Annotated in this window: 25 protein-coding genes; 14 read left to right on the plus strand and 11 right to left on the minus strand. The window is 64.7% G+C overall.

The genetic code is table 11. The annotated features are described in order from the left end of the window. The first annotated feature begins 43 nt into the window (after positions 1–43). Positions 44–511 (plus strand): hypothetical protein, encoded by a 468-nt coding sequence (locus L3X40_RS07915; protein WP_237365138.1) that lies wholly within the window; start codon positions 44–46, stop codon positions 509–511. A gap of 79 nt (positions 512–590) precedes the next feature. Here the strand turns inward: L3X40_RS07915 and L3X40_RS07920 are convergent, their stop codons facing one another. After that, positions 591–1,310, minus strand: a complete 720-nt coding sequence (locus L3X40_RS07920; RefSeq protein WP_237365139.1) for a Crp/Fnr family transcriptional regulator — start codon at positions 1,308–1,310, stop codon at positions 591–593. 135 nt (positions 1,311–1,445) lie between these two features. Between L3X40_RS07920 and L3X40_RS07925 the strand changes: the two genes are divergently transcribed. The 3 genes from L3X40_RS07925 (at position 1,446) to L3X40_RS07935 (ending at position 4,728) form a co-directional block, all read left to right on the plus strand. After that, positions 1,446–3,695 carry a TonB-dependent receptor family protein gene (locus tag L3X40_RS07925; RefSeq protein ID WP_197672783.1) on the plus strand — a complete coding sequence of 750 codons (2,250 nt, stop codon included), beginning with the start codon at positions 1,446–1,448 and terminating at the stop codon, positions 3,693–3,695. A gap of 11 nt (positions 3,696–3,706) precedes the next feature. Then, positions 3,707–4,165: a hypothetical protein gene (locus tag L3X40_RS07930; RefSeq protein WP_237365140.1), complete on the plus strand. Its 459-nt coding sequence runs from the start codon at positions 3,707–3,709 to the stop codon at positions 4,163–4,165. An 86-nt stretch (positions 4,166–4,251) separates the two neighbouring features. Further along, the gene (locus L3X40_RS07935) at positions 4,252–4,728 is read left to right on the plus strand and encodes a hypothetical protein (RefSeq protein WP_066556686.1); all 477 of its coding nucleotides are present in this window, start codon (positions 4,252–4,254) and stop codon (positions 4,726–4,728) included. Positions 4,729–4,836: 108 nt separating this feature from the next. Here the strand turns inward: L3X40_RS07935 and L3X40_RS07940 are convergent, their stop codons facing one another. From L3X40_RS07940 to L3X40_RS07965, 6 genes are all read right to left on the minus strand, one after another. Continuing rightward, positions 4,837–5,160 carry a hypothetical protein gene (locus L3X40_RS07940; protein ID WP_066556685.1) on the minus strand — a complete coding sequence of 108 codons (324 nt, stop codon included), beginning with the start codon at positions 5,158–5,160 and terminating at the stop codon, positions 4,837–4,839. After that, positions 5,150–5,317 carry a hypothetical protein gene (locus L3X40_RS07945; protein WP_158511735.1) on the minus strand — a complete coding sequence of 56 codons (168 nt, stop codon included), beginning with the start codon at positions 5,315–5,317 and terminating at the stop codon, positions 5,150–5,152. Before L3X40_RS07945 ends, L3X40_RS07940 begins: the two co-directional genes overlap by 11 nt. Before the next feature lie 348 nt (positions 5,318–5,665). After that, positions 5,666–5,911, minus strand: a complete 246-nt coding sequence (locus L3X40_RS07950) for a hypothetical protein (RefSeq protein ID WP_066556684.1) — start codon at positions 5,909–5,911, stop codon at positions 5,666–5,668. A gap of 37 nt (positions 5,912–5,948) precedes the next feature. Continuing rightward, positions 5,949–7,121 carry a cystathionine gamma-synthase gene (gene metB, locus L3X40_RS07955; protein WP_066556677.1) on the minus strand — a complete coding sequence of 391 codons (1,173 nt, stop codon included), beginning with the start codon at positions 7,119–7,121 and terminating at the stop codon, positions 5,949–5,951. After that, positions 7,114–8,823 carry an NADPH-dependent assimilatory sulfite reductase hemoprotein subunit gene (locus tag L3X40_RS07960; RefSeq protein ID WP_237230024.1) on the minus strand — a complete coding sequence of 570 codons (1,710 nt, stop codon included), beginning with the start codon at positions 8,821–8,823 and terminating at the stop codon, positions 7,114–7,116. Before L3X40_RS07960 ends, metB begins: the two co-directional genes overlap by 8 nt. Positions 8,824–8,832: 9 nt before the next feature. Next, complete coding sequence (locus L3X40_RS07965; protein ID WP_066561649.1) at positions 8,833–10,629, minus strand: assimilatory sulfite reductase (NADPH) flavoprotein subunit; 1,797 nt, start codon at positions 10,627–10,629, stop codon at positions 8,833–8,835. Between the two features lie 395 nt (positions 10,630–11,024). On the opposite strand from L3X40_RS07965, the gene L3X40_RS07970 reads away from it, so the two are divergent. Next, the gene (locus L3X40_RS07970; RefSeq protein WP_066556674.1) at positions 11,025–11,264 is read left to right on the plus strand and encodes a hypothetical protein; all 240 of its coding nucleotides are present in this window, start codon (positions 11,025–11,027) and stop codon (positions 11,262–11,264) included. Positions 11,265–12,072: 808 nt separating this feature from the next. Here L3X40_RS07970 and L3X40_RS07975 read toward each other — a convergent pair. Further along, a complete protein-coding gene (locus tag L3X40_RS07975) occupies positions 12,073–12,576 on the minus strand; it encodes a DUF6306 domain-containing protein (protein ID WP_066556672.1) in 504 nt (167 codons plus the stop codon). Beyond that, positions 12,573–13,421, minus strand: coding sequence for a LysR family transcriptional regulator (locus tag L3X40_RS07980; protein WP_066556670.1), 849 nt, complete (start codon positions 13,419–13,421; stop codon positions 12,573–12,575). The genes L3X40_RS07975 and L3X40_RS07980 overlap by 4 nt, the downstream gene beginning before the upstream one ends. A gap of 152 nt (positions 13,422–13,573) precedes the next feature. Here L3X40_RS07980 and L3X40_RS07985 point away from each other — a divergent pair, with 152 nt between their 5' ends. From L3X40_RS07985 to rnk, 9 genes are all read left to right on the plus strand, one after another. Continuing rightward, complete coding sequence (locus tag L3X40_RS07985; protein WP_066556669.1) at positions 13,574–13,951, plus strand: hypothetical protein; 378 nt, start codon at positions 13,574–13,576, stop codon at positions 13,949–13,951. Further along, the gene (locus tag L3X40_RS07990) at positions 13,948–14,214 is read left to right on the plus strand and encodes a hypothetical protein (protein ID WP_066556668.1); all 267 of its coding nucleotides are present in this window, start codon (positions 13,948–13,950) and stop codon (positions 14,212–14,214) included. Before L3X40_RS07985 ends, L3X40_RS07990 begins: the two co-directional genes overlap by 4 nt. 62 nt (positions 14,215–14,276) lie before the next feature. Continuing rightward, positions 14,277–14,918: a peroxiredoxin gene (locus L3X40_RS07995; RefSeq protein ID WP_066556666.1), complete on the plus strand. Its 642-nt coding sequence runs from the start codon at positions 14,277–14,279 to the stop codon at positions 14,916–14,918. Beyond that, entirely contained in the window at positions 14,915–15,595 is a 681-nt protein-coding gene (locus tag L3X40_RS08000; RefSeq protein WP_066556665.1) for a carbonic anhydrase, read from the plus strand. Before L3X40_RS07995 ends, L3X40_RS08000 begins: the two co-directional genes overlap by 4 nt. 2 nt (positions 15,596–15,597) lie before the next feature. Then, positions 15,598–15,996, plus strand: coding sequence for a hypothetical protein (locus tag L3X40_RS08005; RefSeq protein ID WP_145907266.1), 399 nt, complete (start codon positions 15,598–15,600; stop codon positions 15,994–15,996). Positions 15,997–16,061: 65 nt separating this feature from the next. Further along, the gene (locus L3X40_RS08010; RefSeq protein ID WP_236036189.1) at positions 16,062–16,229 is read left to right on the plus strand and encodes a hypothetical protein; all 168 of its coding nucleotides are present in this window, start codon (positions 16,062–16,064) and stop codon (positions 16,227–16,229) included. Between the two features lie 12 nt (positions 16,230–16,241). Next, the gene (locus L3X40_RS08015; RefSeq protein ID WP_066556661.1) at positions 16,242–16,490 is read left to right on the plus strand and encodes a hypothetical protein; all 249 of its coding nucleotides are present in this window, start codon (positions 16,242–16,244) and stop codon (positions 16,488–16,490) included. 86 nt (positions 16,491–16,576) lie between these two features. Continuing rightward, positions 16,577–18,205 carry a Na+/H+ antiporter gene (locus tag L3X40_RS08020; RefSeq protein ID WP_066556659.1) on the plus strand — a complete coding sequence of 543 codons (1,629 nt, stop codon included), beginning with the start codon at positions 16,577–16,579 and terminating at the stop codon, positions 18,203–18,205. A 237-nt stretch (positions 18,206–18,442) separates the two neighbouring features. Next, complete coding sequence (rnk, locus tag L3X40_RS08025; protein WP_066556652.1) at positions 18,443–18,859, plus strand: nucleoside diphosphate kinase regulator; 417 nt, start codon at positions 18,443–18,445, stop codon at positions 18,857–18,859. On the opposite strand, the gene L3X40_RS08030 is transcribed toward rnk, so the two are convergent. After that, positions 18,844–19,308 (minus strand): hypothetical protein, encoded by a 465-nt coding sequence (locus L3X40_RS08030; protein ID WP_066556649.1) that lies wholly within the window; start codon positions 19,306–19,308, stop codon positions 18,844–18,846. The genes rnk and L3X40_RS08030 overlap by 16 nt on opposite strands. A gap of 13 nt (positions 19,309–19,321) precedes the next feature. Further along, a complete protein-coding gene (hmpA, locus tag L3X40_RS08035) occupies positions 19,322–20,533 on the minus strand; it encodes an NO-inducible flavohemoprotein (RefSeq protein ID WP_066556647.1) in 1,212 nt (403 codons plus the stop codon). Positions 20,534–20,547: the final 14 nt, after the last annotated feature.

Consider the following 20,547-nt stretch of genomic DNA (forward strand, 5'->3'; position numbering starts at 1 on the left):
TTCGCAATAGCGTATCAATGGCATGTATTGCCGGAGACTTGCCATGTACAGCTTTGTCGACCAGCCCGTGGATCAGCTTGCAGCGGGCAGCCGTTTCATTCTCGAGAGGATGCGCGACTGGCTTGCGACTTTGCCGCGCGCGGCTGATCCGGCCGAGACGCAAGACTCCCCCTTTCCGCGCCTGGCGATGCGTCCGGTGCGTGAGGATTTCCATGGACTGATGCTCGAGCTCGACCGCGAAGGTCGGCTGGCATCGTCGTTCGGCAAATCTGGGCAGGCCTGGATCACCGGAATGGAGGCCGTGCTCCTCGCGCTCTGGTCCGATGCGATGGCCGATCGCGGCGAGCGCGTCCGGGGCGTGCTGCACCTGCTGCTCGTCGAACCGGCGATCGAGCGGGCAATGGTTCGGCTCGCCCGCGTCGCTTCGCGTCTGGTGGGGCTTCGCATTGCTCCGACCGGCATCCGGTCCTCGGGCGAGCGGCGCTCCGAGCACCTCCGAGATGCTCGTTAGGTGGTCGTAGTCGATGGACACCAGCTCAATCAGGCGACAACCCGTTGCGTGGAAATGGAAACTGAACACCTCGCGCAGGTCAGTCGGTACCGGTGTCTCCGATTCCCCGCATGGCGCCCAAATCTCGAACAGTGATATACTGCCCTCTGCTGGTGAGGACGCCTGCCTTCTCCCATGTCGCGAGCGTCCGACTGGCCGTGTATAATGTCGTGCCCGCATATTCCGCGATATCCTTGCGCCGCAACGGAATGGTGATCGCCGTACCCTCGGGACAGTTTGATCCCGCTTGTGCGGCAAGTCTGAGAATAGCCTGCGCCAGACGCTGCTCGGCGCGCAACGTCGCGAGCTCGCGCATGCGCTCCTGAGCCTCTCCGAGCCGGGTTCCGAGCACATGAATGACATTGAGAGCGATGGCCGGATATGACGTCATCAGGTCCACAAGGCCCTGCTCGCTCCAGCTGAGGATGACCGAGCTCTCCGCCGTGATCGCATTCGCAGGGAAGAGATGGTCGGTGAACAGCGGAACGGTACCGAACATCTCACCCGGCGCGATGAAGCGAACGATCGCCTGGCCACCTTCCTGACCGGTCTGCGAAATGCGGATGCTGCCGGAGCCGAGCGCGAAGGCGCGGCTTGCACGCTCCCCCTGCTCGAAGACAACGCTGCCGCTCGCGACCCGATCAACCTGCATCGCCGCGCGAACCGTTGTAAGAGCCGCATCGGGTAGCGAACGGAAAAGCTCAAGCTCCTCGAGCCGCAGAAGCGCCGCCTTGCCGTTCATCGAAGTAAAAGCCTGCATTCGTTGTCGCTCCGTCAACGATAGTCCTCACCCATGAAGATATTCTGGCCATCCGTTGCGCCAGCGCAAATCCGGCATTGATCGGGCATGTTATTCGCAAACGCCTCGCAATAGCATATCCAGGGGGCAAGCAACATGCCTATCGGCCTTGTCCGATCGGTGCCGCGGCGCACCGAAGGCGGTCACTCCAGAATGCCCTCGGCGGGGCTCGCCATGCTCGTCGCCGGTGCCGTGCCCCAGGCTGCGCTGGCGCAATCCGCGACGCCTGGCAGCACTGGCGCCGAGATCGTCGTGACGGCGCCGCGGGATGTCATCGCACCTCGGCTAGGTGCGACCGCGGGTGGCACGGCGGTCGTCACCGCCGAGAGCATGCCTGCTACCGCCAACCTGACGATTTCGCGTGCGCTGGCCGACGTTCCGGGTGTGGTGGTTCAGGACTTCTTCGGGGGCAACGATCAGCCGCGTATCCAGATCCGGGGCTCGGGACTACAACAGAATCCCGTCGAGCGCGGTGTGCTGGTGTTGCAGGATGGACTGCCGCTCAACCGGGCCGACGGATCCTATGTCGTCGGCTTCGCCAATCCGGGGAGCGCGGACGCAATTGAGATCTATCGCGGCTACACGGCCAACCGGCTCGGAGCGACCGTGTTGGGCGGAGCGCTCAACCTCATGTCGCCGACAGGACGGAGTTCGCCCGGCGTAAAGCTCAATCTCAGCGGCGGCAGCTTTGACCAGATTGGCGGACTCGCGGAATACGGTCTGTCCCGCGATGGCTTCGATATGCTGCTCCACGGCGACGTCAGCCATCGGGACGGCTTTCGCGTCTACAACAAGTCGGAGCGGACAAGCGTTGGCGGCAATCTCGGTTTCCGCCTCTCCGACGCATTCACGCTCCGCGCCTTTGCACGCTACACGGATCTTGGGTTCGATGTCGCAGGGCCGCTGACCCGCGATCTGCTCGAAAGCAATCCGCGCTCGGTGTTCGCCGGGCCGACGGTGACGCCTGGCGGTCCGATCAATCCGGGTCCCAATGTGGTGCGGGACCGGCCGCGCCGCGAACCCAGCCAGCTCCTGATCGGTGCCCGCGCTACCGGTTCATTTGGTTCGCATATCGTCGATCTTGCGGTCGGCTACACGCAGACCGACGACAGCTTCCGCTTTCCGATCTCCGCCGGCGTGCGCGTAACCGACGGGCACGACGCCACAGCGGTGCTGCGCTACGCCTATAAGCCGGATGGGTCGCGGCCCCTGCCCCTGTTCGAGGCCACGGGCCAGTATGTGAATGGCTCCGCCGACCGGGATCAATATCTCAATCTGTCGGGACGCCGTGGCGCACAATTCGGCAACAACCGGCTGAAGGCCGATACGCTTGCGCTCAATGCGGCTTTCAACATCCCGCTGGGCGACCGGATCACGCTGTCGCCCTCGCTCGCATGGTCGCGTGCGACCCGCGACAATGTCGACCGTTATGCTCTCCCTGCGCGCCCAACCGCCGCCTACGCCCCGGCCAATCCAACGATGGCGCTGCCGGGAGGTGCCGTGCCCACGGTCAGCTCAAGCTATGCGCGCGATTATGAAGGCTGGAGCCCGGCGCTCGGTATCAGCTGGCGTGCGGCGGAACACCAGACGCTGTTCGCGGCAATCAGCCGCAGCTTCGAGCCGCCGACTCATGACGATCTGTTCGCGACCGTAAACGGCACGCCGAACAGCAGCGCGGGCCGACCCAACCCGGCCAATCCGGCAATGCCTGCGGCCGTGTTCGTCACGCCGGACCTCAAGGCGCAGCGCGCAACGACGCTGGAGGCGGGCTGGCGCGGTGATGCCGGCGTCCTGTCCTGGGATGGCGTCCTCTACTATAGCTGGGTCAGAAACGAGCTCCTCAGCCTGCGCGATGCGTCAGGCACGTCGTTGGGCGCGGTCAATGCGCCGCGCACGCGCCATTTCGGTGTTGAACTCGGCGTCACCGCGCGAATCGCCCCGGCGCTCACGGGCAGAATCGTCTACACCTTTCAGGACTTCCGGTTCCGCGACGATGCGCTGCGCGGCGACAATCGGCTCGCAGGCGCGCCGCGGCATTGGGTCCACGCGACGCTCGCCTATCGGCCGCTCGAAGGTCTGGCCCTGGAGGCAGCTCTGCGTTGGGTGCCGGAAAAGACGCCGGTCGACAATCTGGGCACGCTTTACAATGACCCATATGCGATCGCCGACCTGCGCGGCACGTATCGGATCAGCGACAGGCTCTCGCTGTTCGCCGAGATCACCAATCTCTTCGACAAGACCTACGCCTCCTCGTCGCTGATCGTCGATCATGCGCGGCCCGACCAGGCCGTCTTTCTTCCCGGTGACGGCCGCAGCTTCGGCGGCGGCGTGACCGTCCGTTTTTAGATCCACCAACATTGGAGGTAATGATGAGCTATCGTCCTGTCCTGCTCGCGATAATCGCAGCCGTAGCACTGCCGGCCGGCGCGTCGGCGCGGTCCACACAGCTCGACATCGACCGGCTTCGCAACGAGACCGTGCATGAGGTCGCCCGGCGCGCGATCCTGGCCGTCGACAAGGAAGGACGGCCGTTGACCTTCGTCCTGCGCATCGGCAGAGGCCAATTCCTGCCGCCGCACGGCGCACAGGGCGGGCTACGAATCCTGACGGTCGTTTCGGGCACGCTGTCCTGGGGCGACGGCGACAAGGTAGACCAGGCCGCCGAGCGCCGATTTGGTCCGGGCAGCGTGATCGTCGTGCCGGCTGTCGGCGGGCAGCATTGGGCGGCTGCTCGTGACGGCGATGTGCTGCTCCAGGGCGTGTTCGTTCGGGACGGCGCGCTGACACCGGAGGCCGCCGCGCAACTGGCGCGATAGATCTTCAGGCGCGGGCAGCTTGCGCCAGCGCAATCGCCGTCCGGCACCGGCCGTCTATGGCAGATCGATCGAAGGGAATGCGATCCATGGATGAACTCGCCTTGGCCCGTGCGCTGCACGTGCTCGCCGTCGTGGTCTGGATCGGCGGCGTGTCGATGGCGACGACGGTCGCGTTGCCCGCCGTGCGGCGTGGCGATCTCGGAGAAGATCGCCTCAAGGCCTTTCACGCGTTTGAGCGGCGGTTCGTCTGGCAGGCGCGGGCGGCGGTGGTCGTCGCAGGCCTGACCGGCTTGTTTATGATCGCGCGGATGGAGCTTTGGGATCGCTTCGCCGATGTGGGCTTCTGGTGGATGCACGCCATGGTCGGCGTGTGGGGACTGTTCGCCTTCGTCCTATTCGTCGGCGAACCGTTTGTCCTCCAGCGCGCTTTTCCGGCATGGGCGCAACGAGATCCCGAGCGGGCTTTCGCGGCCCTTCATCGTGTTCACAAGCTGCTGCTCGTGCTCAGTCTTCTGACGATCTTTGGCGCCGTTGCCGGCAGCCACGGATGGCTGCCGGCATAGCGAGTTCCACGCCGGCGCATAGCCGATCGCGGCAGGCGCACGGGACCGCGTTTTTGCCACCTGCCTCATTTCCGCAGGTATGGCCTGCTGCGCCGATATGGGTGGTGATCAGTCCCGCTCGTTCCTGCCAATCCAGGCCGGCGGATCGCTCGCCGGAAAGGATTCGATCGACGCCTCGTCGATCGGGTCGATCGGCCTGTCGGCGGCAAGCAGGATCTCGACGCGCGCGGCAACATCGGCAATGAGCGCGTTGAGGATCGTGGCATTGTCCGTTCGGTCGGACGAAGCGACGCATGAACAAAAGCGTTCATGAACGGTCCGGCGCACGAGGTCGTCTAGGTCGGTTGCTCCGGTGCGATATCGCCTCTCGACGTGCCGCGCCGCCTCGGCCAGCGCCTCCAGTTTGATGGGATCGTCATATTCATGCGTCATCGGTCAGTCTCCTGTCGGCGATCTCAGATGCGATGCCGGCGCCAACACGCACTTCATCCTCGAAGCCGGAGCACTGCTGGCGCAGCCCTCCCGCGCGGTCGGACGGAATGAGCGCCGGCGTGCCTTGCATCGCACAGGCCGCCATTTTCCTGGGCATCGGTCCGGCCTCGGCGGCCTCATCGACACCGACCGGAAGAGGCAGCCTATACCCATGGATGAATGGCGCAAGCGCTCGCGGGCCATGGGCGTGACGTTCGAAGAGGTGCGCAGGCCGATCGCGGCGACAGCGGATAGATCGAAGTGGCCGGTGTGCGCAGCGCCTGCGAAAAGACCCGTGCCGGCTGCAGCCAGGTCCCAGCGGCAAGGGAGGCATGGAGCGATCATGCGGTCGTGGGAGGCCAGGGGAATCGGCCGTTTTGTGTCGAACCATCGTCTGCATTGTCGTTCAGGCGCGGACCGAAGCAATGGCACGGCTCCCAAATCTCCCGCCCCGCTCAATCCTCCGTTATCGGCCGTGGAACAGCGTCACCATTCCGGCGATCGCTATGCCAAAGACCATGATCATGACTCCTGCGATTCGCAGGGCGTAGGTCAGCGGATCCTGACCATTATCCGGTCGCGCCCGCTTCGCCTCCAAAATGCCATTTCGGCCCAGGACGCGGCGGACGAAGGCTTGCCGAAATGCCATATTGAAGCCCACGACGGCGAGGATGGTCCCGCCCAGATCGACGATCAGCACGAAGGCGGGCATGATAGGTTACCTCTCGTGCCGGCCGCGCAGGATATCCTCACGCGGCGCACGCCATCAGCCCTGCATCCAGGCCCGCGATCAGGTCCGCCCCGGCTTCCAGACCTACCGACAGGCGGAGCAGCCCGTCACCAATCCCCGCCACCGCGCGCGCATCCGCGCCCATGTCCAGATGGGTCATGGTTGCGGGATGGGCGACGAGGCTTTCGACGCCACCGAGCGATTCCGCGAGCGTGAAGGTGCGAACGGCAGCGATGAAGCGGCGCACGGCCTCCACCCCTCCCGCGAGATCGAAGCTCAACATAGCGCCGAAGCCCCGCTGCTGCCTTGAGGCGATGGCATGTCCCGGGTCGGAGGCGAGACCCGGATAATAGACGTGGGCGACCGCCGAATGGCGTTCGAGATAGTTGGCCACCGCCATCGCATTGATCTGCTGCTGCGCCATGCGGGGAAAGAGCGTGCGCAGGCCGCGCAGGGTCAGCCAGGAATCAAATGGCGCGCCTGCGCTCCCGACGACATTGGCCCAGTGCCGCAATTGCTCCACCTGCGCCGGATCGGCGGCAATCACCGCGCCGCCGATGACATCGGAATGACCGTTCAGATATTTGGTGGTGGAATGGAGCGCATAATCGGCGCCGAGCGCTATCGGCCGCTGAAGCGCCGGCGACAGAAACGTGTTGTCGACCGCGACCTCGGCGCCGGCAGCTTTCGCCTGGGCCGACAAAGCCGCGATGTCGACGACGCGCATCAGCGGATTGCTGGGCGTCTCGATCAGCACCAGCGACGGCACGTCCTCGAGCGCGGCGGCGAACGCCGCGTCGTCGCCCTGATCGACCAGTCGAAGCGCGATCTGTCCGCGCTCGGCCCGCGCCTTGAGAAGGCGCATGGTGCCGCCGTAGCAATCGTGCGGCGCGATCACGAGCTCGTCCGGGCGCAGGCGACTGATCAGCAGATCGATCGCCGCCATGCCGCTCGAAGTGACGATCGCCCCTGCCCCGCCCTCAAGTCTGGCGAGCGCATCGGCCAGCAGGTCGCGGGTCGGATTGCCCGATCGGCCGTAATCATAGGGGCGCGGGCACTCGAATCCCGCGAACTCATAGGTGCTCGAGAGGTAAAGCGGCGGCGCCACCGCACCGAAGGCGGTATCGCTCGCCACGCCATGCGACGCGGCGATCGTCTCGGGCTTTGGGACATCGTCGTGGCCGTCAGTCATTGAAGAACCGTCCTTCCGTCACCTCGCGGACGATGCCGGCGCGCACGGCGAAGTCACCGAAATGCTCATCCGGTTCCCGCTCTTGGGCGTAACGGCCGAGCGCGTCCGCCAGCACCTCCAGGATCACGGGCTCGCCGACATTCTCGCGCACCATGCGGTTGAGCCGCTGCCCATGAAAGCCCCCGCCCAGATAGAGATTATATTTGCCCGGCGCGCGTCCGGTAAGCCCGATTTCGGCATTGTAGGGACGCGAGCAGCCATTGGGACAGCCGCTCATCCGGACCGTGATCGGTTCGTCCGAGAGACCATTTTCTGCGAGGATTGCTTCGATCCTGTCGATCAGCGTCGGCAGGTAGCGCTCGCTTTCGGCCATGGCGAGGCCGCAGGTCGGCAAGGCGACGCAGGCGATCGCATTGCGCCGCAGGATCGAGACGTGGTCGACTTCCAGCCCATGTTCCGCCAGCACCGCCTCGATCGCGGCACGATCGCCGGTTTCCACCCCGCCAATGATGACGTTCTGGTTCGGCGTCATGCGGAAGCTGCCGCGATGGATGCGCGCCACATCGCGCAGCGCGTCGAGCAGCTTCAGATCCAGCCGCCCGCTCTGGATATAGAGCGTGCGATGGTGACGCCCGTCGGCCGTCGTGTTCCAGCCATAGCTGTCGCCGTTCGAGGTGAAAGCGAAGGGGCGCGCGGCCTCGAGCGCGGCGCCCATGCGGTTTTCGACCTCCGCCTTGACCCAGTCGAGTCCCTTGTCGTCGATCGTATATTTGAAGCGGGCATGCTGGCGGTCGTTGCGGTCGCCGTAGTCGCGCTGCACCGCCATCACCGCATCTGCGCAGGCGATGATCTTGTCGGCGGCCACGAAGCCGATCACGCTGGCGAGGCGCGGATAGGTCTCCGGCGCCTGGTCGGTGCGGCCCATGCCGCCGCCGATGGCGACGTTGAACCCTGCCAGCCCTTCCGGCCCGCCGATGGCGATGAAGCCAAGATCCTGCGCGTAGACGTCGATGTCGTTGGACGGCGGCAGCGCGAAGCCGATCTTGAACTTCCGCGGCATGTAGGTGCGTCCGTAAAAGGGTTCCTCCGGCACTGACGAGGCGACCCGCGCGTCGCCATACCAGATCTCGTGATAGGCGCGCGTTTTGGGGATGACGTGATCGCTGACCCGCTTCGCCATCGCCGCGACCTCGGCATGGAAGCGCGAGCTTTGCGGATCGACCGTGCACATCACGCCCCGGCTGTCATCGCCGCAGGCCGCGACCGTGTCGAGCAGCGTCTCGTGCAGGCCCTGGATGATCGGACGCAGGCTGTCTTTCAGGACCCAGTGGAACTGGAAGGTCTGGCGCGTCGTGATGCGCAGGGTTTCGCCGCCATGCGCGCGGGCGAGCTCGTCGAGCTTCAGCCATTGCGCCGGCGTGGAGACGCCGCCCGGCAGGCGAACCCGGATCATGAACTGAAAGGCCGGCTCGAGCTTCTGGCGACGGCGCTCGTCTCGCACGTCGCGATCGTCCTGCTGATAGATGCCGTGGAACTTCATCAGCTTCACGTCGTCGACCGACGGCACCGCGCCGGTGATCCGGTCGAGCAGCCCCTTCGCGATGGTGCCGCGCAGATAGTCGCTCCTGTCCTTCATGCGCTCGTCGGCGCTGAGCCGGTCGAGTGGCTGCGAGAGATCCCGACTGCGGTCGATCGTCGTCATGGTCATGGCTCAGTAGACGTCGCGCTGGTAGCGGTGGTCAGCCTGCAGCGAACGGACATAGTCCTCGGCCGCCTCCCGCCCGGTGCGCGCCTCCGCCGCGACGATATCGATCAGTGCCTCGTGGACATCCGGCGCGAGGGTCGCGGCATCGCCGCAGACATAGACATGCGCGCCGTCCTCAAGGCAGGCGAATAAGTCGCGCGCGCATTCCTTCATGCGGTGCTGGACGTAGATTTTCTCCGCGCCGTCGCGCGAGAAGGCGACGTCCATGCGGCCGAGCGCGCCGTCCTTCAACCAGCCCTGCCATTCGGTCTGATAGAGGAAATCGGAGCGGAAATTGCGCTCGCCGAAGAACAGCCAGTTCTTTCCTCCCGCGCCCCGCGCCTCGCGTTCCTGAAGAAAGGCGCGATAGGGGGCGACGCCGGTGCCGGCGCCGATCATGATGATCGGAACATCATCGCCCGGCAGCCGGAAATGCGGGTTGGTCTGGATGTAGACCGGCAGTTCGGTGTCCGGTCCGGCACGGTCGGCAAGCAGGCCCGAGGCGACGCCGCTGCGGGCCTCGCCATGCAACGCATAGCGGACGGGCGCGACGGTGAGGTGGGCTTCGTCTGGCGCGGCGGCCAGGCTCGAGGCCAGCGAATAGAGGCGGGGCTGCAACGGCCGCAGCGCGCTGACGAAGCCCTGGAGCATCACCTCACCCACAGGGAACCTCCGGACGATGTCGATGATATGATGCGTGCGCAGGAACACCGAGCGCTCGCCCGAGCGGTCCTCCTGTAGCAATTGCGTGAGCGCGGCGGCATCACTGAGAAGCGCCCAATAGTCGAGGAAGCGCGGGGTCGCGGCGGTGATCTCGAAGCGCTGCGTCAGCGCCTCCGCGATCGTCATCGTCTGCCCCTTGAGGTCCAGCTCGGCCTCGGCAGGCAACGAGAGCGCATCGAGCAGCGCCGCGACCACTGCCGGGTCGTTGGAGGCGGCGATCCCCAGCGCATCGCCGGGCTCGTAGGTCAGCCCCGATCCGGCGAGCGCGAGTTCGATATGACGCGTCTCTTTGGTCGATCCTCGTCCGACGATCACTATATTCTCGGTTACCGATGCCGGGAACGGGTTCCGCTTGGCATAAGCTGATGACGCAGAAACCGCCGACGCAGCAACGGCGGGAGCCACGCGCGGGGCGGCCTCTTTTTCGGCGGCAAACTGCTCAACGAGCGCCTGCGTCCAGGCGCCGGCCGACTCTTCATAGTCGACGTCGCAATCGACGCGCGGCACCAGCCGGGTCGCGCCCAACTCCTCCAACCGTCCGTCAATCCGCTTGCCGGCCTGGCAATAATATTCATAGGTGGAATCCCCGAGCGCCAATACCGCGAAGCGCACGTCGCCCAGTTTCGGGGCCTTGCGCCCTTCCACGAACTCGAAGAAGCCTGTCGCCGGTTGCGGCGGATCGCCTTCGCCATAGGTGCTGACGATGATCAGCAGATCCTGCTCCTGGGAGAGCTGCCGGACCTTGTAGTCGGCCATATCCGAAAGCGCTGGTTTGAGGCCCTGTGCGGACAAGACGTCGAGGAGGCTACGCGCCAGTTCCGCTGCATTGCCGGTCTCTGTGCCATACAGAATCGTGAGCTTGCGCGCCGAGGCCGAAGCGGACGCCGGCGACTGCGCGCGAAGCAACAGGCCGGCGTCAAGTCCCGCGAAATAGCCGCTAAGCCATCGCGCCTGCGTGGGATCCAGGGACCGGGAAAGCAGTTCCACAAGTCGCCATTGCTCCAGGGTCAGCGCGCGCCCTGGCGGATCCGATGCTGTCATGCGCGTTCGTCCTTGGCGTTCAGCTCCCTTCAGCGCTCCGGCCCATGCCACCGGCACGGGATCCTCTCCGGGCGCATTTTCTAGCGAAGCTCAGTTCAGCTTCCGACAGATTGAGGATGTCGATAGAATAAGACAAGCGACTTTTATTGAGGGTTTAACGCAATGATTTTGATATGAGCCGGCCTGTGGGCCGCGAGATGGCCACCGGGATTGATTGCTACGCGACACCGATCCCTCCGCTACCTTTTGCCGGCGAGCACTTCATGCAACGACGCGCGCCAATCGGTACATCCGTGCGACGGCGGCTTGGAACGTATCGGTCGTTCACGCGACAGGCTTGCGTCCGGGGCCGCAAGCGTCGAGAAATGCGATTATTGATTGTGAGGAGACTCGCGATGCAAGGCATGGGCGAAAACTGTCCCTTCGAGTTCAATTTCGATGCGGCGACGTTCAAGGTGGGAGATCTCGTCAGTTACCGGGTGACCGGTAGCTTGAGCGACTTTCCCTTCATGGGGACATTGCTCGAGGTGCATGACGAATATGTAATCATCAGCGCTGATCCCAACGATCCCGACAGCCACATGCGCGGCACGAGAGAGAGCCGCCCGGTCGTCGAAGAAGCCGAAATCCGCTAGGCATTGTTTCGTCGTGGCCGCTCACCTTTCCGCAGCTGATGGATGTGCCGATGGTGAAGCGGCTGACAGGTTTTTGTTGCGGGTACGGGGAGAAAAGCGGGCCGTCTAGGCGATTACGCTTCCAAATACCGCCTGCGTTGACTTTTCGCGCGCGGCGACGTTGACTGACGCACCATGTGCGACTCCATCTTCCAAAGGCGCTCTGCGCGCCACGCGGATCGGCTTCTCGAAGGCTAGTGGCCCCGGACCGCGCCGTGCGGATCCGGGGATCCCCTTCTTCAACCGATGAATGCGCCAAGAACTGCGCCTGGAGCGGAACCATGAGCGGCCACGACCACAACCGATCCCCTGAAGATTTGGACGATGACATCGCCGATCGTAGCGGCGAGGAACGGGCAAATGTGCTGCCCTTTGCCAAGCTGCCGCGACAATCCCCGCGATCCCGACCTCCAGAACCGCCGGAACCTCCACGCGCCGCATGACACCCGGCCTCCAGGCGATGCTCGCGCGACAAAAACTCACGCGATCCGGGGTCGCGTCTCGAATTGATGGCAGGGTGATGGACTCGAGAGAGTCCACCCGAGCGTGGTCGCGCCTTTCCTTACCGATCGGCGCAAGCCACTGGCCCTCAGCGACCAGATGAAACTCGCGAAAAAGAATTGGTGCGGGGCGGGATGCAGGCAAAACGCCATGCGCCCGATCAGCGCGCTGGTCGGACCGTCATCCTGCGTATTGCCGGAAACGTCTTCTTGAATCGCCTGACACTCAAGCAAACAGCGACAAAGATCATCTCACTCCACTTGAGCAATTATTTTGTTTGGTCGCCGCTCGGCGCGATGGTCTTGAGGAAGGCTTCGGCCAGCGCGATGTTGACCTTGTGGCTGTCCAGCATGGCGCGCAGGTCCGCGTGGAGACCCTCGTCGCGCACGCGAGGCGTCAGCGCTTCGAGCTTGCGCACGACCCAGGACTGGCCGCGGTTGAGAAAGGCCAGACGCTCTGCCAGATCGGCGATCGCCATCGCCTTGCCATGAAAGCCGCCGGTCCTGCGGGAGGGCATACCGCCGAGTCGTTTGATCTGCCGCGCCAGCATCGCGCACCAGCGCGCCTCGTCGGCGCGCACTGTCCTCATCAGCGCCGCATGTGGCGGACTCGCCGCCGCCTTGGCGCTCGCCAACGCTACCCGAGCGCCGGCACGCTCGGCTTCGAGAAGCTCGTTGAGCGCGGCCAGCAGCTCATCGCGCCCGGCATAGCCCATATAGACGTCGTCAGCTTGGGCCGCATAGCAGACCGGGGACGCGGGCTCGTCGCTCATGCCGCGATCGCCGCCGCAGCGCGGAGCCCGCTGCGGATGCGGGCCATCACGCCGGGGTCCGCCTTGGTCGAATGGACGACATAGGCGGAATAGGAGAATTCGGGACTGTCGGGCACGAGCGCGAGCCTGCCCTCCTCCAGATAGGATCGGATGAACCCCTTGCGGAAATAGCCGCTGCCGCCCGTCGCCAGGAGATAGTCGAGCGCGAGCGGTCCGTAGCTGATCGCGACGACCGCGTTCGGCTGGTCCGGATAGGCGGCCTGATAGCTCGCGGCGAACTCCTCGCCCCAGTCGATCTGGACATGGTCTTCGGGCGCCAGCGGCCGATCGGTCGGCGTGGTGCGGACGAGGACGAGCTTCTCCTCGAACAGCAGCTCGGCGATCACGCCGGGACGGCGCGGCGCGGCATAGAGCACCGCGACGTCGAGCGAGCCGTCCTGGACCTGCTCCATCAGCCGCTCGGAAGCGTCGATCTGCGTGCTGACCGCGAACTCGGGGCATTCGCGCCGCATCCAGAGCAGCCAGTGCCGCAGCAGCGGACTCCACAGGCTGAGCTCGGCGCCGATCGTCACCACCGTCTCGCGGCCAGGCGGCAGCGCCACCGCGCGGCGGGCGCGTTCCCACACCTGCACCAGCGTGGTCGCAAAGCGCAGAAATTGCTCGCCCGCCGGCGTCAGCTTCGCACCCAACTTGTTGCGGATGAACACAGGCCGGTCGAGCTGGTCCTCAAGGACGCGAATGCGCGCGCTCACCGCGGTCTGGGTAAGATTGAGATTCGCGGCAGCAGCGACGAAGCTGCCCGTCTTCACCACTTCCAGGAAGGTGCGGGCGACGCCGATATCCATGCCGCAAGATCTTTCCGCTCAATCATCAATTATATTCATTTGCTTGATGGATAATAGCGGGCGGATGATGTGCCGACAAGGAGGACCAGGATGGTCCAGCATGAAGGAGTGTTCGCCGAAGCCGACCCGCTCTCCTTGGGCGCGGTGCTGCAGTGAAACCGTTCGATCCGGTTCGTCCCGAGCCACCGCGACGCGAGGACGGGAAGGCCTTCGGGATTCTCGCCACGATCCTGATGGCGGTGACCTGGCTTGGCCTTTATGGCCTCGTCAAAGCCGATATCATCTCCGAACAGGCCTTGCCCATCGTCATCATTGTCGCGGCGCCTGTCGCGACATTCGTCATCATGGGCTTCGAATGGGCGGCGACATCCACCAGCGCGCCGAAGGCCTTCCGCGAAGTGCCGCCCCCCGCCGACTTCACCGCTCTGTGGCCGCTGGACCATGGCAGATCGGACGCCGCCCAATCGCCAAGAACCAGGAAGCGCAATGCGACCCGTCATCCCGGGGTCGAACCTGGCGATGAGCCGTGAGCGGCCAGCGAAACGGAAGCGGCGGCGAGTGCCGCAATCGCCGGCCGCATCTGCGCGTCGGCCTCTACTGGATGGTCGCCGCGGCAATTGCGATCGCATCGCTGCGGCTGTTCATCTGGGTTCTGGGCAAGAGTGGCGTAATCAGCGATGCGGATGGCGAGTTCGTCCTGCTGATCGCCCTGCCCATAGCGCTGTTGACCATTGGATGGCTGCCCCCCGTGAACCTCAGTAAAGGCAATGATATTGCTTTCAACCTGAAATAACATTCGTTTGTTTGTTGGCTAGTGCGGCCTCACACTGGCTCCGCATGCACGAAGGAGCCTCCATGACTATCCAGCTTGGGCAGATCGCCCCCGATTTCGAACAGGACAGCACCCACGGCCGCATCCAGTTCCACGACTGGCTCGGAGCGAGCTGGGGCGTCCTTTTCAGCCACCCCAAGAACTTCACGCCGGTCTGCACGACCGAACTGGGCGAGGTCGCGCGGCTGCGCCCCGAATGGGATAGGCGCAGCGTGAAGCCGATCGGGCTGTCGGTCGATCCGGTCGAGGCCCACCATAAATGGGAGTCCGACATCGAGGAGACGCAAGGCGCGACGCTCGATTTCCCCATGATCGCCGATCCCAACGGCCAGGTCTCGAGCCTCTATGGCATGATCCACCCGAAGAGTGATCCGACCGTCACGGTCCGCTCGGTATTCGTGATCGATCCGGCGAAAAAGGTCCGGCTGATCCTCACCTATCCGCCGAGCACGGGCCGCAACTTCGCCGAGATCCTGCGCGCGATCGACAGCCTCCAGCTGACCGACGCGCGCAGCGTCGCCACTCCGGTCAACTGGGAGCCGGGCGAACCCGTCGTGATCTCGCCCAAGCTATCGGACGAGGAAGCCAACCGGCAGTTCCCGCAAGGCTTCAAGACGTTGAAGCCCTATCTGCGGATCGTCGATCTGCAATCGACCGGTCAATGAGCCGGACGCGGACGAACGGGCAGGATAAGGCCGCCGCCATTCCTGAAGGCGACGGCTGGCTGTCCACGCTGTTCGACCGCAACCGGGCCTGGGCCGATGCCAAGACGCGCAACGATCCGGGCTTCTTTCGCCGCCTCGTCGGTCAGCAGCGGCCCCGTTATTTCTGGATCGGCTGCTCGGACAGCCGCGTGCCGGCGACGGAGATCGTCGATCTCGATCCGGGCGAGATGTTCGTCCATCGCAACGTCGCCAATCTCGCAATCGCCGCCGATCCCAATTTTTCCGCCGCGCTGCAGTTCGCGGTCGATGTCCTGAATGTCCACCATATCATCGTCGTGGGCCATTATGGCTGCGGCGGCATTCATGCCGCGATGGAGAACGAGACCGACGACGCCATCGGCCACTGGCTGGCGCCCGTGCGTCAGCTTCACCGTCGTCATCCCTGCAAGGTCAACACCGATGGGGCGGCAGCCGAGGCCCTGTGCGAGCGCAATGTCGTGGCGCAAGTCGACGCGCTGTCCGTCAATCCTCTCGTGCGAGCGGCCTGGGCGCGTGAGGCCCCGCTGAGCCTGCACGGCTGGGTCTATAGGATCGGCGATGGACTGTTGAAGAGCCTGTGCCGGCGAGTCCACGGCGGGGGTTTAGCGGTCGAGCCTGTGATCGATGGGACCGGCTGATCATGGAAGCCATCGTCCGACCGCCTGTTCCGAGCACGGCGACTTCGTGCGATGTGCTGATGGGTGCGATCGCTGCCTGTGAGAACGCCTTATCGCCGAGCCGCCCGCTCGACGCTCTGATCGCCGTTGGGGTGTTCCCCGGCCTGGCGGAACTGCCGCAGATCGAGGTAGGCGTCTGGCTGCATCCAGACGGCTCCCGCGTCCGCGCCCTGCGCTACACCGGTTCGCACACGGCGGCGGCGACGCTCGTACCGCCGGGATACTGGATCGACTCCCGCGCGCGCGGCATCGCGGTGGCATGCGCCCGTGGGGAGTGGATGGAAGATCACCCGGTCGAGGAAATCGCACTCTGTCTCGCGGCCCTGCGCGCGCGCCTGCACGAGAGCCGCGATGTCAACTAGCACTCGACAAGCGACAGCCGCAAAACATCCGGTTTCGGAACGGCGGCCTTCTAGCGCGTTGGAGATTGCCGCGCTATCCGGCAGACCGGCTTGCCGAGAACCTGAACGTGACCGCCTTTGTCTGGTGGGACAGACTCGCGAACTGGCATATCGCCGAACAGCAATATGGTGCCGCGCTGGGTCATGGCGAGCCATGGCGCTTTCCCGCGCCGGTACGCGCTCTTGTTCAGTGAAGGGAGATAACCATGCTTATCGATGTGTTTGCCGGACCCGACCGTCGTACGGCCGCCCCACGGGGCTGCTATCATTTCGTCCGATCGCCCGCGCCTGGCGAGCAGGTGGAAATCGCGGGTGAAATCCTGACTGTGGCCAATGCCTGGCATACGCCCGCCACTCACTATGCCGGCGCCAAATTCGCGATCCTCGTCGGAGATGCGACCATCGGCGGCGAACCAGCGATGCAGTGCCATGAGGACGCCGGCGCCGTGATCTGAGAGCGTCAAGGTTCAAGGGAGGGGACTGGCCCTCAAGCCGTTTATAGGAAAGGAGACACGGACCAGCTTCTTGTTCGGAGTATGTTTTGGAAACGATCACGATCGTGCTTGCCCTGCTCTTCGCCGTCGTCGTGAGCGGCATTGTTGCGCGGCTTCTGCCCTTCCCCCTACCGCGCCCGCTTGTTCAGATCACGCTGGGCGCTTTCATCGGGCTTGCGGCGAACTGGCGCGTGACGCTCGATCCCGAGATATTCTTCCTTCTCTTCCTCCCGCCGCTTCTCTTCCTCGACGGCTGGCGCATTCCGCGCGAAGACCTTTTCAAGGACGGCAAGACCATTCTCGAGCTGGCGCTCGGCCTCGTGGTCTTCACGGTGCTGGGCATGGGTTTGTTCATCCACTGGATGATCCCGGCGATGCCGCTTGCCGTCGCGTTCGCGCTGGCCGCGGTGGTATCACCGACGGATCCCATCGCGGTATCCGCAATCGCTCAACGCTCTCCCATCCCCAAGCGAATGATGCATATCCTGGAGGGCGAATCACTCCTTAATGACGCGTCAGGCCTGGTCTGCCTCCGCTTTGCGGTCGCTGCCGCTCTCACCGGTGCCTTTTCTCTCGGCCAGGCCGCGCTCAGCTTTCTCTGGGTCGCGACTGGCGGGATCATCATCGGGGCCGGTCTGACCTGGTTGGTCGGTTGGCTCAAGGCCATCATTGCTCGCCGTTTCGGCGAGGAAAGCGGATCGCAGGTCCTGATCAGCCTGCTGATTCCGTTTGGCGCCTATCTCATCGCTGAACGGCTGCATTGTTCCGGCATTCTCGCCGCCGTCGCGGCGGGGCTTGCCATGGGCTTCGTCGAATCCCGGGGACAGGCACTCGCCGTCACACGCATCCGCCGCACCGCCTTCTGGGACATGATCCAGTTCACCGCCAACGGGATCATCTTTGTCCTGTTGGGCGAGCAGTTGCCGTCGATCCTGTCGGGTGCTGCCGAAACCGTCCGGCTGACCGGCCACTATGAGCCCTGGTGGCTGGCCATCTATGTCGTCGCGATCAATGCCGGGCTTGCGGGTCTGCGCTTCGGGTGGGTATGGCTGTCGCTCCACCTGACCCTGTTTCGCCAGAGCGACGAACGTGGCGCTCCGGGCTGGCGGATTATCGGGGCCATGTCTTTCGCCGGCGTGCGTGGTGCGATCACGCTGGCCGGCGTGCTCACCCTCCCTCTGACCATGGCCGACGGTTCGGCCTTTCCTGCCCGTGATCTCGCCATCTTCCTGGCCATGGGCGTGATCATCGTATCGCTGGCTTCGGCAAGCATCGGGCTGCCCTTGCTGCTGCGCAACCTTGAGATGCCTCCGGAGCCAAGCCAGACTGCCGCGGTCGAAGCTGCGCGCATAGCCGCTGCGGAAGCGGCGATCGCCGAGATCGAGCGCACCCAGCATCGCCTTGCGGACGGCCGTAAGGATGCCGACACCTATGTTACCGTCGCGTCGCGTCTCATGGATGTCTATCGCGAGCGGATCGACCGCCACGCCCGCGGGCCGGAACAGGGGAGCCTGATCCGGCGTGACGACGCCATCGAGCGCGAGCTGCGGCTGGCTGCGCTCAGAGCCGAACGGGGAGAGATCTTCAGACGCGTGCGTCGGCGCGAACTTGGCAGCGAAGCCGCGCGCAAGCTCGTGCGCGAACTCGATCTCGCCGAGGCCCGCTACGCTGGCTAGCTGACCGGCACCCAGCCCCTATGCAGATGATTTGACTTGCGCCTGTGCTGGGGACATCATCGCATCATGCAGACTAGGCGCCGTCATTTCCGATTCCGCCATCATGGGGGGCAGCTTCTCGCGGGCATCTGGCCCCGGGTTCCGGTGCGGCACGCCCCGAACTCGGGGCAACTCTCGACAGACCGCTGCGCCAGGCCATGAGCCTGCGCGCGCCTCCTTATCCGGAAAGCCAGCACCATGACGAACAGCAAGGCGGCATGTCGACCGCCCATCCATTTGATCGACACCGAGGCCGACGCCCTCACCAACCTGGCGCTTGGCGCCGAAGAGCGGTTACCGCAGGTCAGCGAATTGCTCCTCGAGGAAATCGGACGCGCCACGATTCACAGCGCGACCCAAATCCCGTCCGACGTCGTGACGATGCGTTCGACCGTCGAGTTCACCGACGACGCGAGCGGAGCGACGCGTTCGGTACAGCTCGTCTACCCAAAGGACGCCGACATCTCGGCGGGACGCATCTCGATCCTGACGCCAGTCGGAGCCGGCCTCATCGGCTTGCGCGAGGGAGAGTCGATTCTGTGGCCAGACCGGGAGGGGCATGAACGCAAGCTCGCCATCGTCAAGGTGAGCCAGTCCGCTCAGAGCAACCCATGACTTCCGGCTACCGCGCCAAGCACCGTTATGACGGCCAGCATCAGGAGGAGTTGGTGCATTCCTACCATCCTCTCGAAGTCCGCCGATGGAGCGGGTGATTTCTCCATGCGCGCGTGGAGAAAGAGCGGTTCGATCAGGAACAGCATCGCCATGAATATGGCCCAGAGGCAGACCATGGCGTCCATCCACCAGAAACGGGGATCGGCGAACCGGCCCCACATATCGGCCCTGTAGACCATCCAGAGCCCGCTTGCTCCGGCCAGCAGCACCCACAGGCGCGCCTTCGGCGCAAACCGCTCCTCCAGTTGATGAAAGGCGGCGAGCCTCTCGTCGGGTGCATGGTGGCGCCGGATGGACGGCATCACGACGGTCGTCACGAACGCAACGCCACCGATCCACATCAGGACGGCGACGACGTGCAGCGCACGACCAATGATGAAATCGTCCATCGCGGCGCCTGCCTCAAGCTGCGAGCAGTTCGTCGGCCGGACCGAAGAACTCGTAGTGGATGCGATCGGACGCCACGCCGGCAAGCGACAGCGTCGCGACGAAGGTGCGCAGGAACGGGCGCGGACCACATAGATAATAATCCGCATCTTCGATCGGCGTGTGCTCCGTCAACCAGGCCTCGTCGATCAAGCCATCATGGTCGTAATCGCGACCCGCCACATCCTCGGGGCGAGGGCATTGATAGAAATCGGTGACGCGGATGCTCGGATGAGCAGCCGCGATGGCGCGGACATGATCGGCCAGCGCGTGCGTCGAACCATCCAGCGTGCCGTGAAGATACTGGACGGGGAGATCGGGATGATGTTGCGCGATCGCCTCGAGCATTGCGACCATCGGCGTCAGGCCGACACCGCCGGACATCAGCACCACGGGGCGCTCGGGATTCTCGGACAGGAAGAACTCGCCCGCGGGCGCCGCCACCTTGAGCACCGTGCCCGGCTTCGCCTGGTCATGCAGCCAGCCGGAGGCGAGGCCCATGGGCTCGCGCTTGACCGAAATGCGATAGGTCTCGCCATTGGCCGCCTGCGAGATGCTGTAGTTGCGCTTGACCGGCGGGTGACCGGGGATCTCCAGCCAGAAGGTCAGATACTGGCCGGGTTTGTGGCGAATGACCGGGCGCCCGTCGGTCGGGCGCAGGATGAACGAGGTGATGACGCTGCTTTCGGGGCGGACTTCGTCGATCACGAAGGTGCGCCAACCCGTCCAGCCGCCTTCCGCGGTCTCATGCTCCTTGTAGAGGCGCTCCTCGCGAGCGATCAGGATATGCGCCAGGAACCAGTAGGCTTCGCCCCATGCGGCGAGGATCTCGTCGGTAGCGGCATCGCCCAGCACCGCCTTGATCGCGCCGAGCAGCGCTTCGCCGACGTGAGGATAATGTTCGGGGAGGATCTGCAGGCCGACATGCTTCTGCGCGATCCGCTCGACGGCGGGGGCCAGCGCGCCGAGATTGTCGATATTGGCGCCATAAGCGAGGATGGCGGCGGCCAGCGCGCGCGGTTGCGAACCGGCATCGCCATGGTGCGACTGGTTGAACAGGTCGCGGATCTCCGGGTTCTCGAACATCCGCCGGTACATCTCGCGTACAATGTCGAGGCCGTGCGCTTCGAGCGCGGGCATGGTGGCTTTGACGAGCGCGATGGTGCGCTCGCTGAGTGTCTGTGACATCAACGTCTCCTTAG

The sequence above is a fragment of the Rhizorhapis sp. SPR117 genome, assembly GCF_021742065.1.

What these genes read in the sequence shown, in the direction of transcription:
- L3X40_RS07915 (WP_237365138.1), top strand. Translation starts at nt 44, where the DNA reads ATGTACAGCTTTGTCGACCAGCCCGTGGATCAGCTTGCAGCGGGCAGC.
- L3X40_RS07920 (WP_237365139.1), bottom strand. Translation starts at nt 1,310, where the DNA reads ATGCAGGCTTTTACTTCGATGAACGGCAAGGCGGCGCTTCTGCGGCTC.
- L3X40_RS07925 (WP_197672783.1), top strand. Translation starts at nt 1,446, where the DNA reads ATGCCTATCGGCCTTGTCCGATCGGTGCCGCGGCGCACCGAAGGCGGT.
- L3X40_RS07935 (WP_066556686.1), top strand. Translation starts at nt 4,252, where the DNA reads ATGGATGAACTCGCCTTGGCCCGTGCGCTGCACGTGCTCGCCGTCGTG.
- L3X40_RS07940 (WP_066556685.1), bottom strand. Translation starts at nt 5,160, where the DNA reads ATGACGCATGAATATGACGATCCCATCAAACTGGAGGCGCTGGCCGAG.
- L3X40_RS07945 (WP_158511735.1), bottom strand. Translation starts at nt 5,317, where the DNA reads ATGCCCAGGAAAATGGCGGCCTGTGCGATGCAAGGCACGCCGGCGCTC.
- L3X40_RS07950 (WP_066556684.1), bottom strand. Translation starts at nt 5,911, where the DNA reads ATGCCCGCCTTCGTGCTGATCGTCGATCTGGGCGGGACCATCCTCGCC.
- metB (WP_066556677.1), bottom strand. Translation starts at nt 7,121, where the DNA reads ATGACTGACGGCCACGACGATGTCCCAAAGCCCGAGACGATCGCCGCG.
- L3X40_RS07960 (WP_237230024.1), bottom strand. Translation starts at nt 8,823, where the DNA reads ATGACGACGATCGACCGCAGTCGGGATCTCTCGCAGCCACTCGACCGG.
- L3X40_RS07965 (WP_066561649.1), bottom strand. Translation starts at nt 10,629, where the DNA reads ATGACAGCATCGGATCCGCCAGGGCGCGCGCTGACCCTGGAGCAATGG.
- L3X40_RS07970 (WP_066556674.1), top strand. Translation starts at nt 11,025, where the DNA reads ATGCAAGGCATGGGCGAAAACTGTCCCTTCGAGTTCAATTTCGATGCG.
- L3X40_RS07975 (WP_066556672.1), bottom strand. Translation starts at nt 12,576, where the DNA reads ATGAGCGACGAGCCCGCGTCCCCGGTCTGCTATGCGGCCCAAGCTGAC.
- L3X40_RS07980 (WP_066556670.1), bottom strand. Translation starts at nt 13,421, where the DNA reads ATGGATATCGGCGTCGCCCGCACCTTCCTGGAAGTGGTGAAGACGGGC.
- L3X40_RS07995 (WP_066556666.1), top strand. Translation starts at nt 14,277, where the DNA reads ATGACTATCCAGCTTGGGCAGATCGCCCCCGATTTCGAACAGGACAGC.
- L3X40_RS08000 (WP_066556665.1), top strand. Translation starts at nt 14,915, where the DNA reads ATGAGCCGGACGCGGACGAACGGGCAGGATAAGGCCGCCGCCATTCCT.
- L3X40_RS08005 (WP_145907266.1), top strand. Translation starts at nt 15,598, where the DNA reads ATGGAAGCCATCGTCCGACCGCCTGTTCCGAGCACGGCGACTTCGTGC.
- L3X40_RS08015 (WP_066556661.1), top strand. Translation starts at nt 16,242, where the DNA reads ATGCTTATCGATGTGTTTGCCGGACCCGACCGTCGTACGGCCGCCCCA.
- rnk (WP_066556652.1), top strand. Translation starts at nt 18,443, where the DNA reads ATGACGAACAGCAAGGCGGCATGTCGACCGCCCATCCATTTGATCGAC.
- L3X40_RS08030 (WP_066556649.1), bottom strand. Translation starts at nt 19,308, where the DNA reads ATGGACGATTTCATCATTGGTCGTGCGCTGCACGTCGTCGCCGTCCTG.
- hmpA (WP_066556647.1), bottom strand. Translation starts at nt 20,533, where the DNA reads ATGTCACAGACACTCAGCGAGCGCACCATCGCGCTCGTCAAAGCCACC.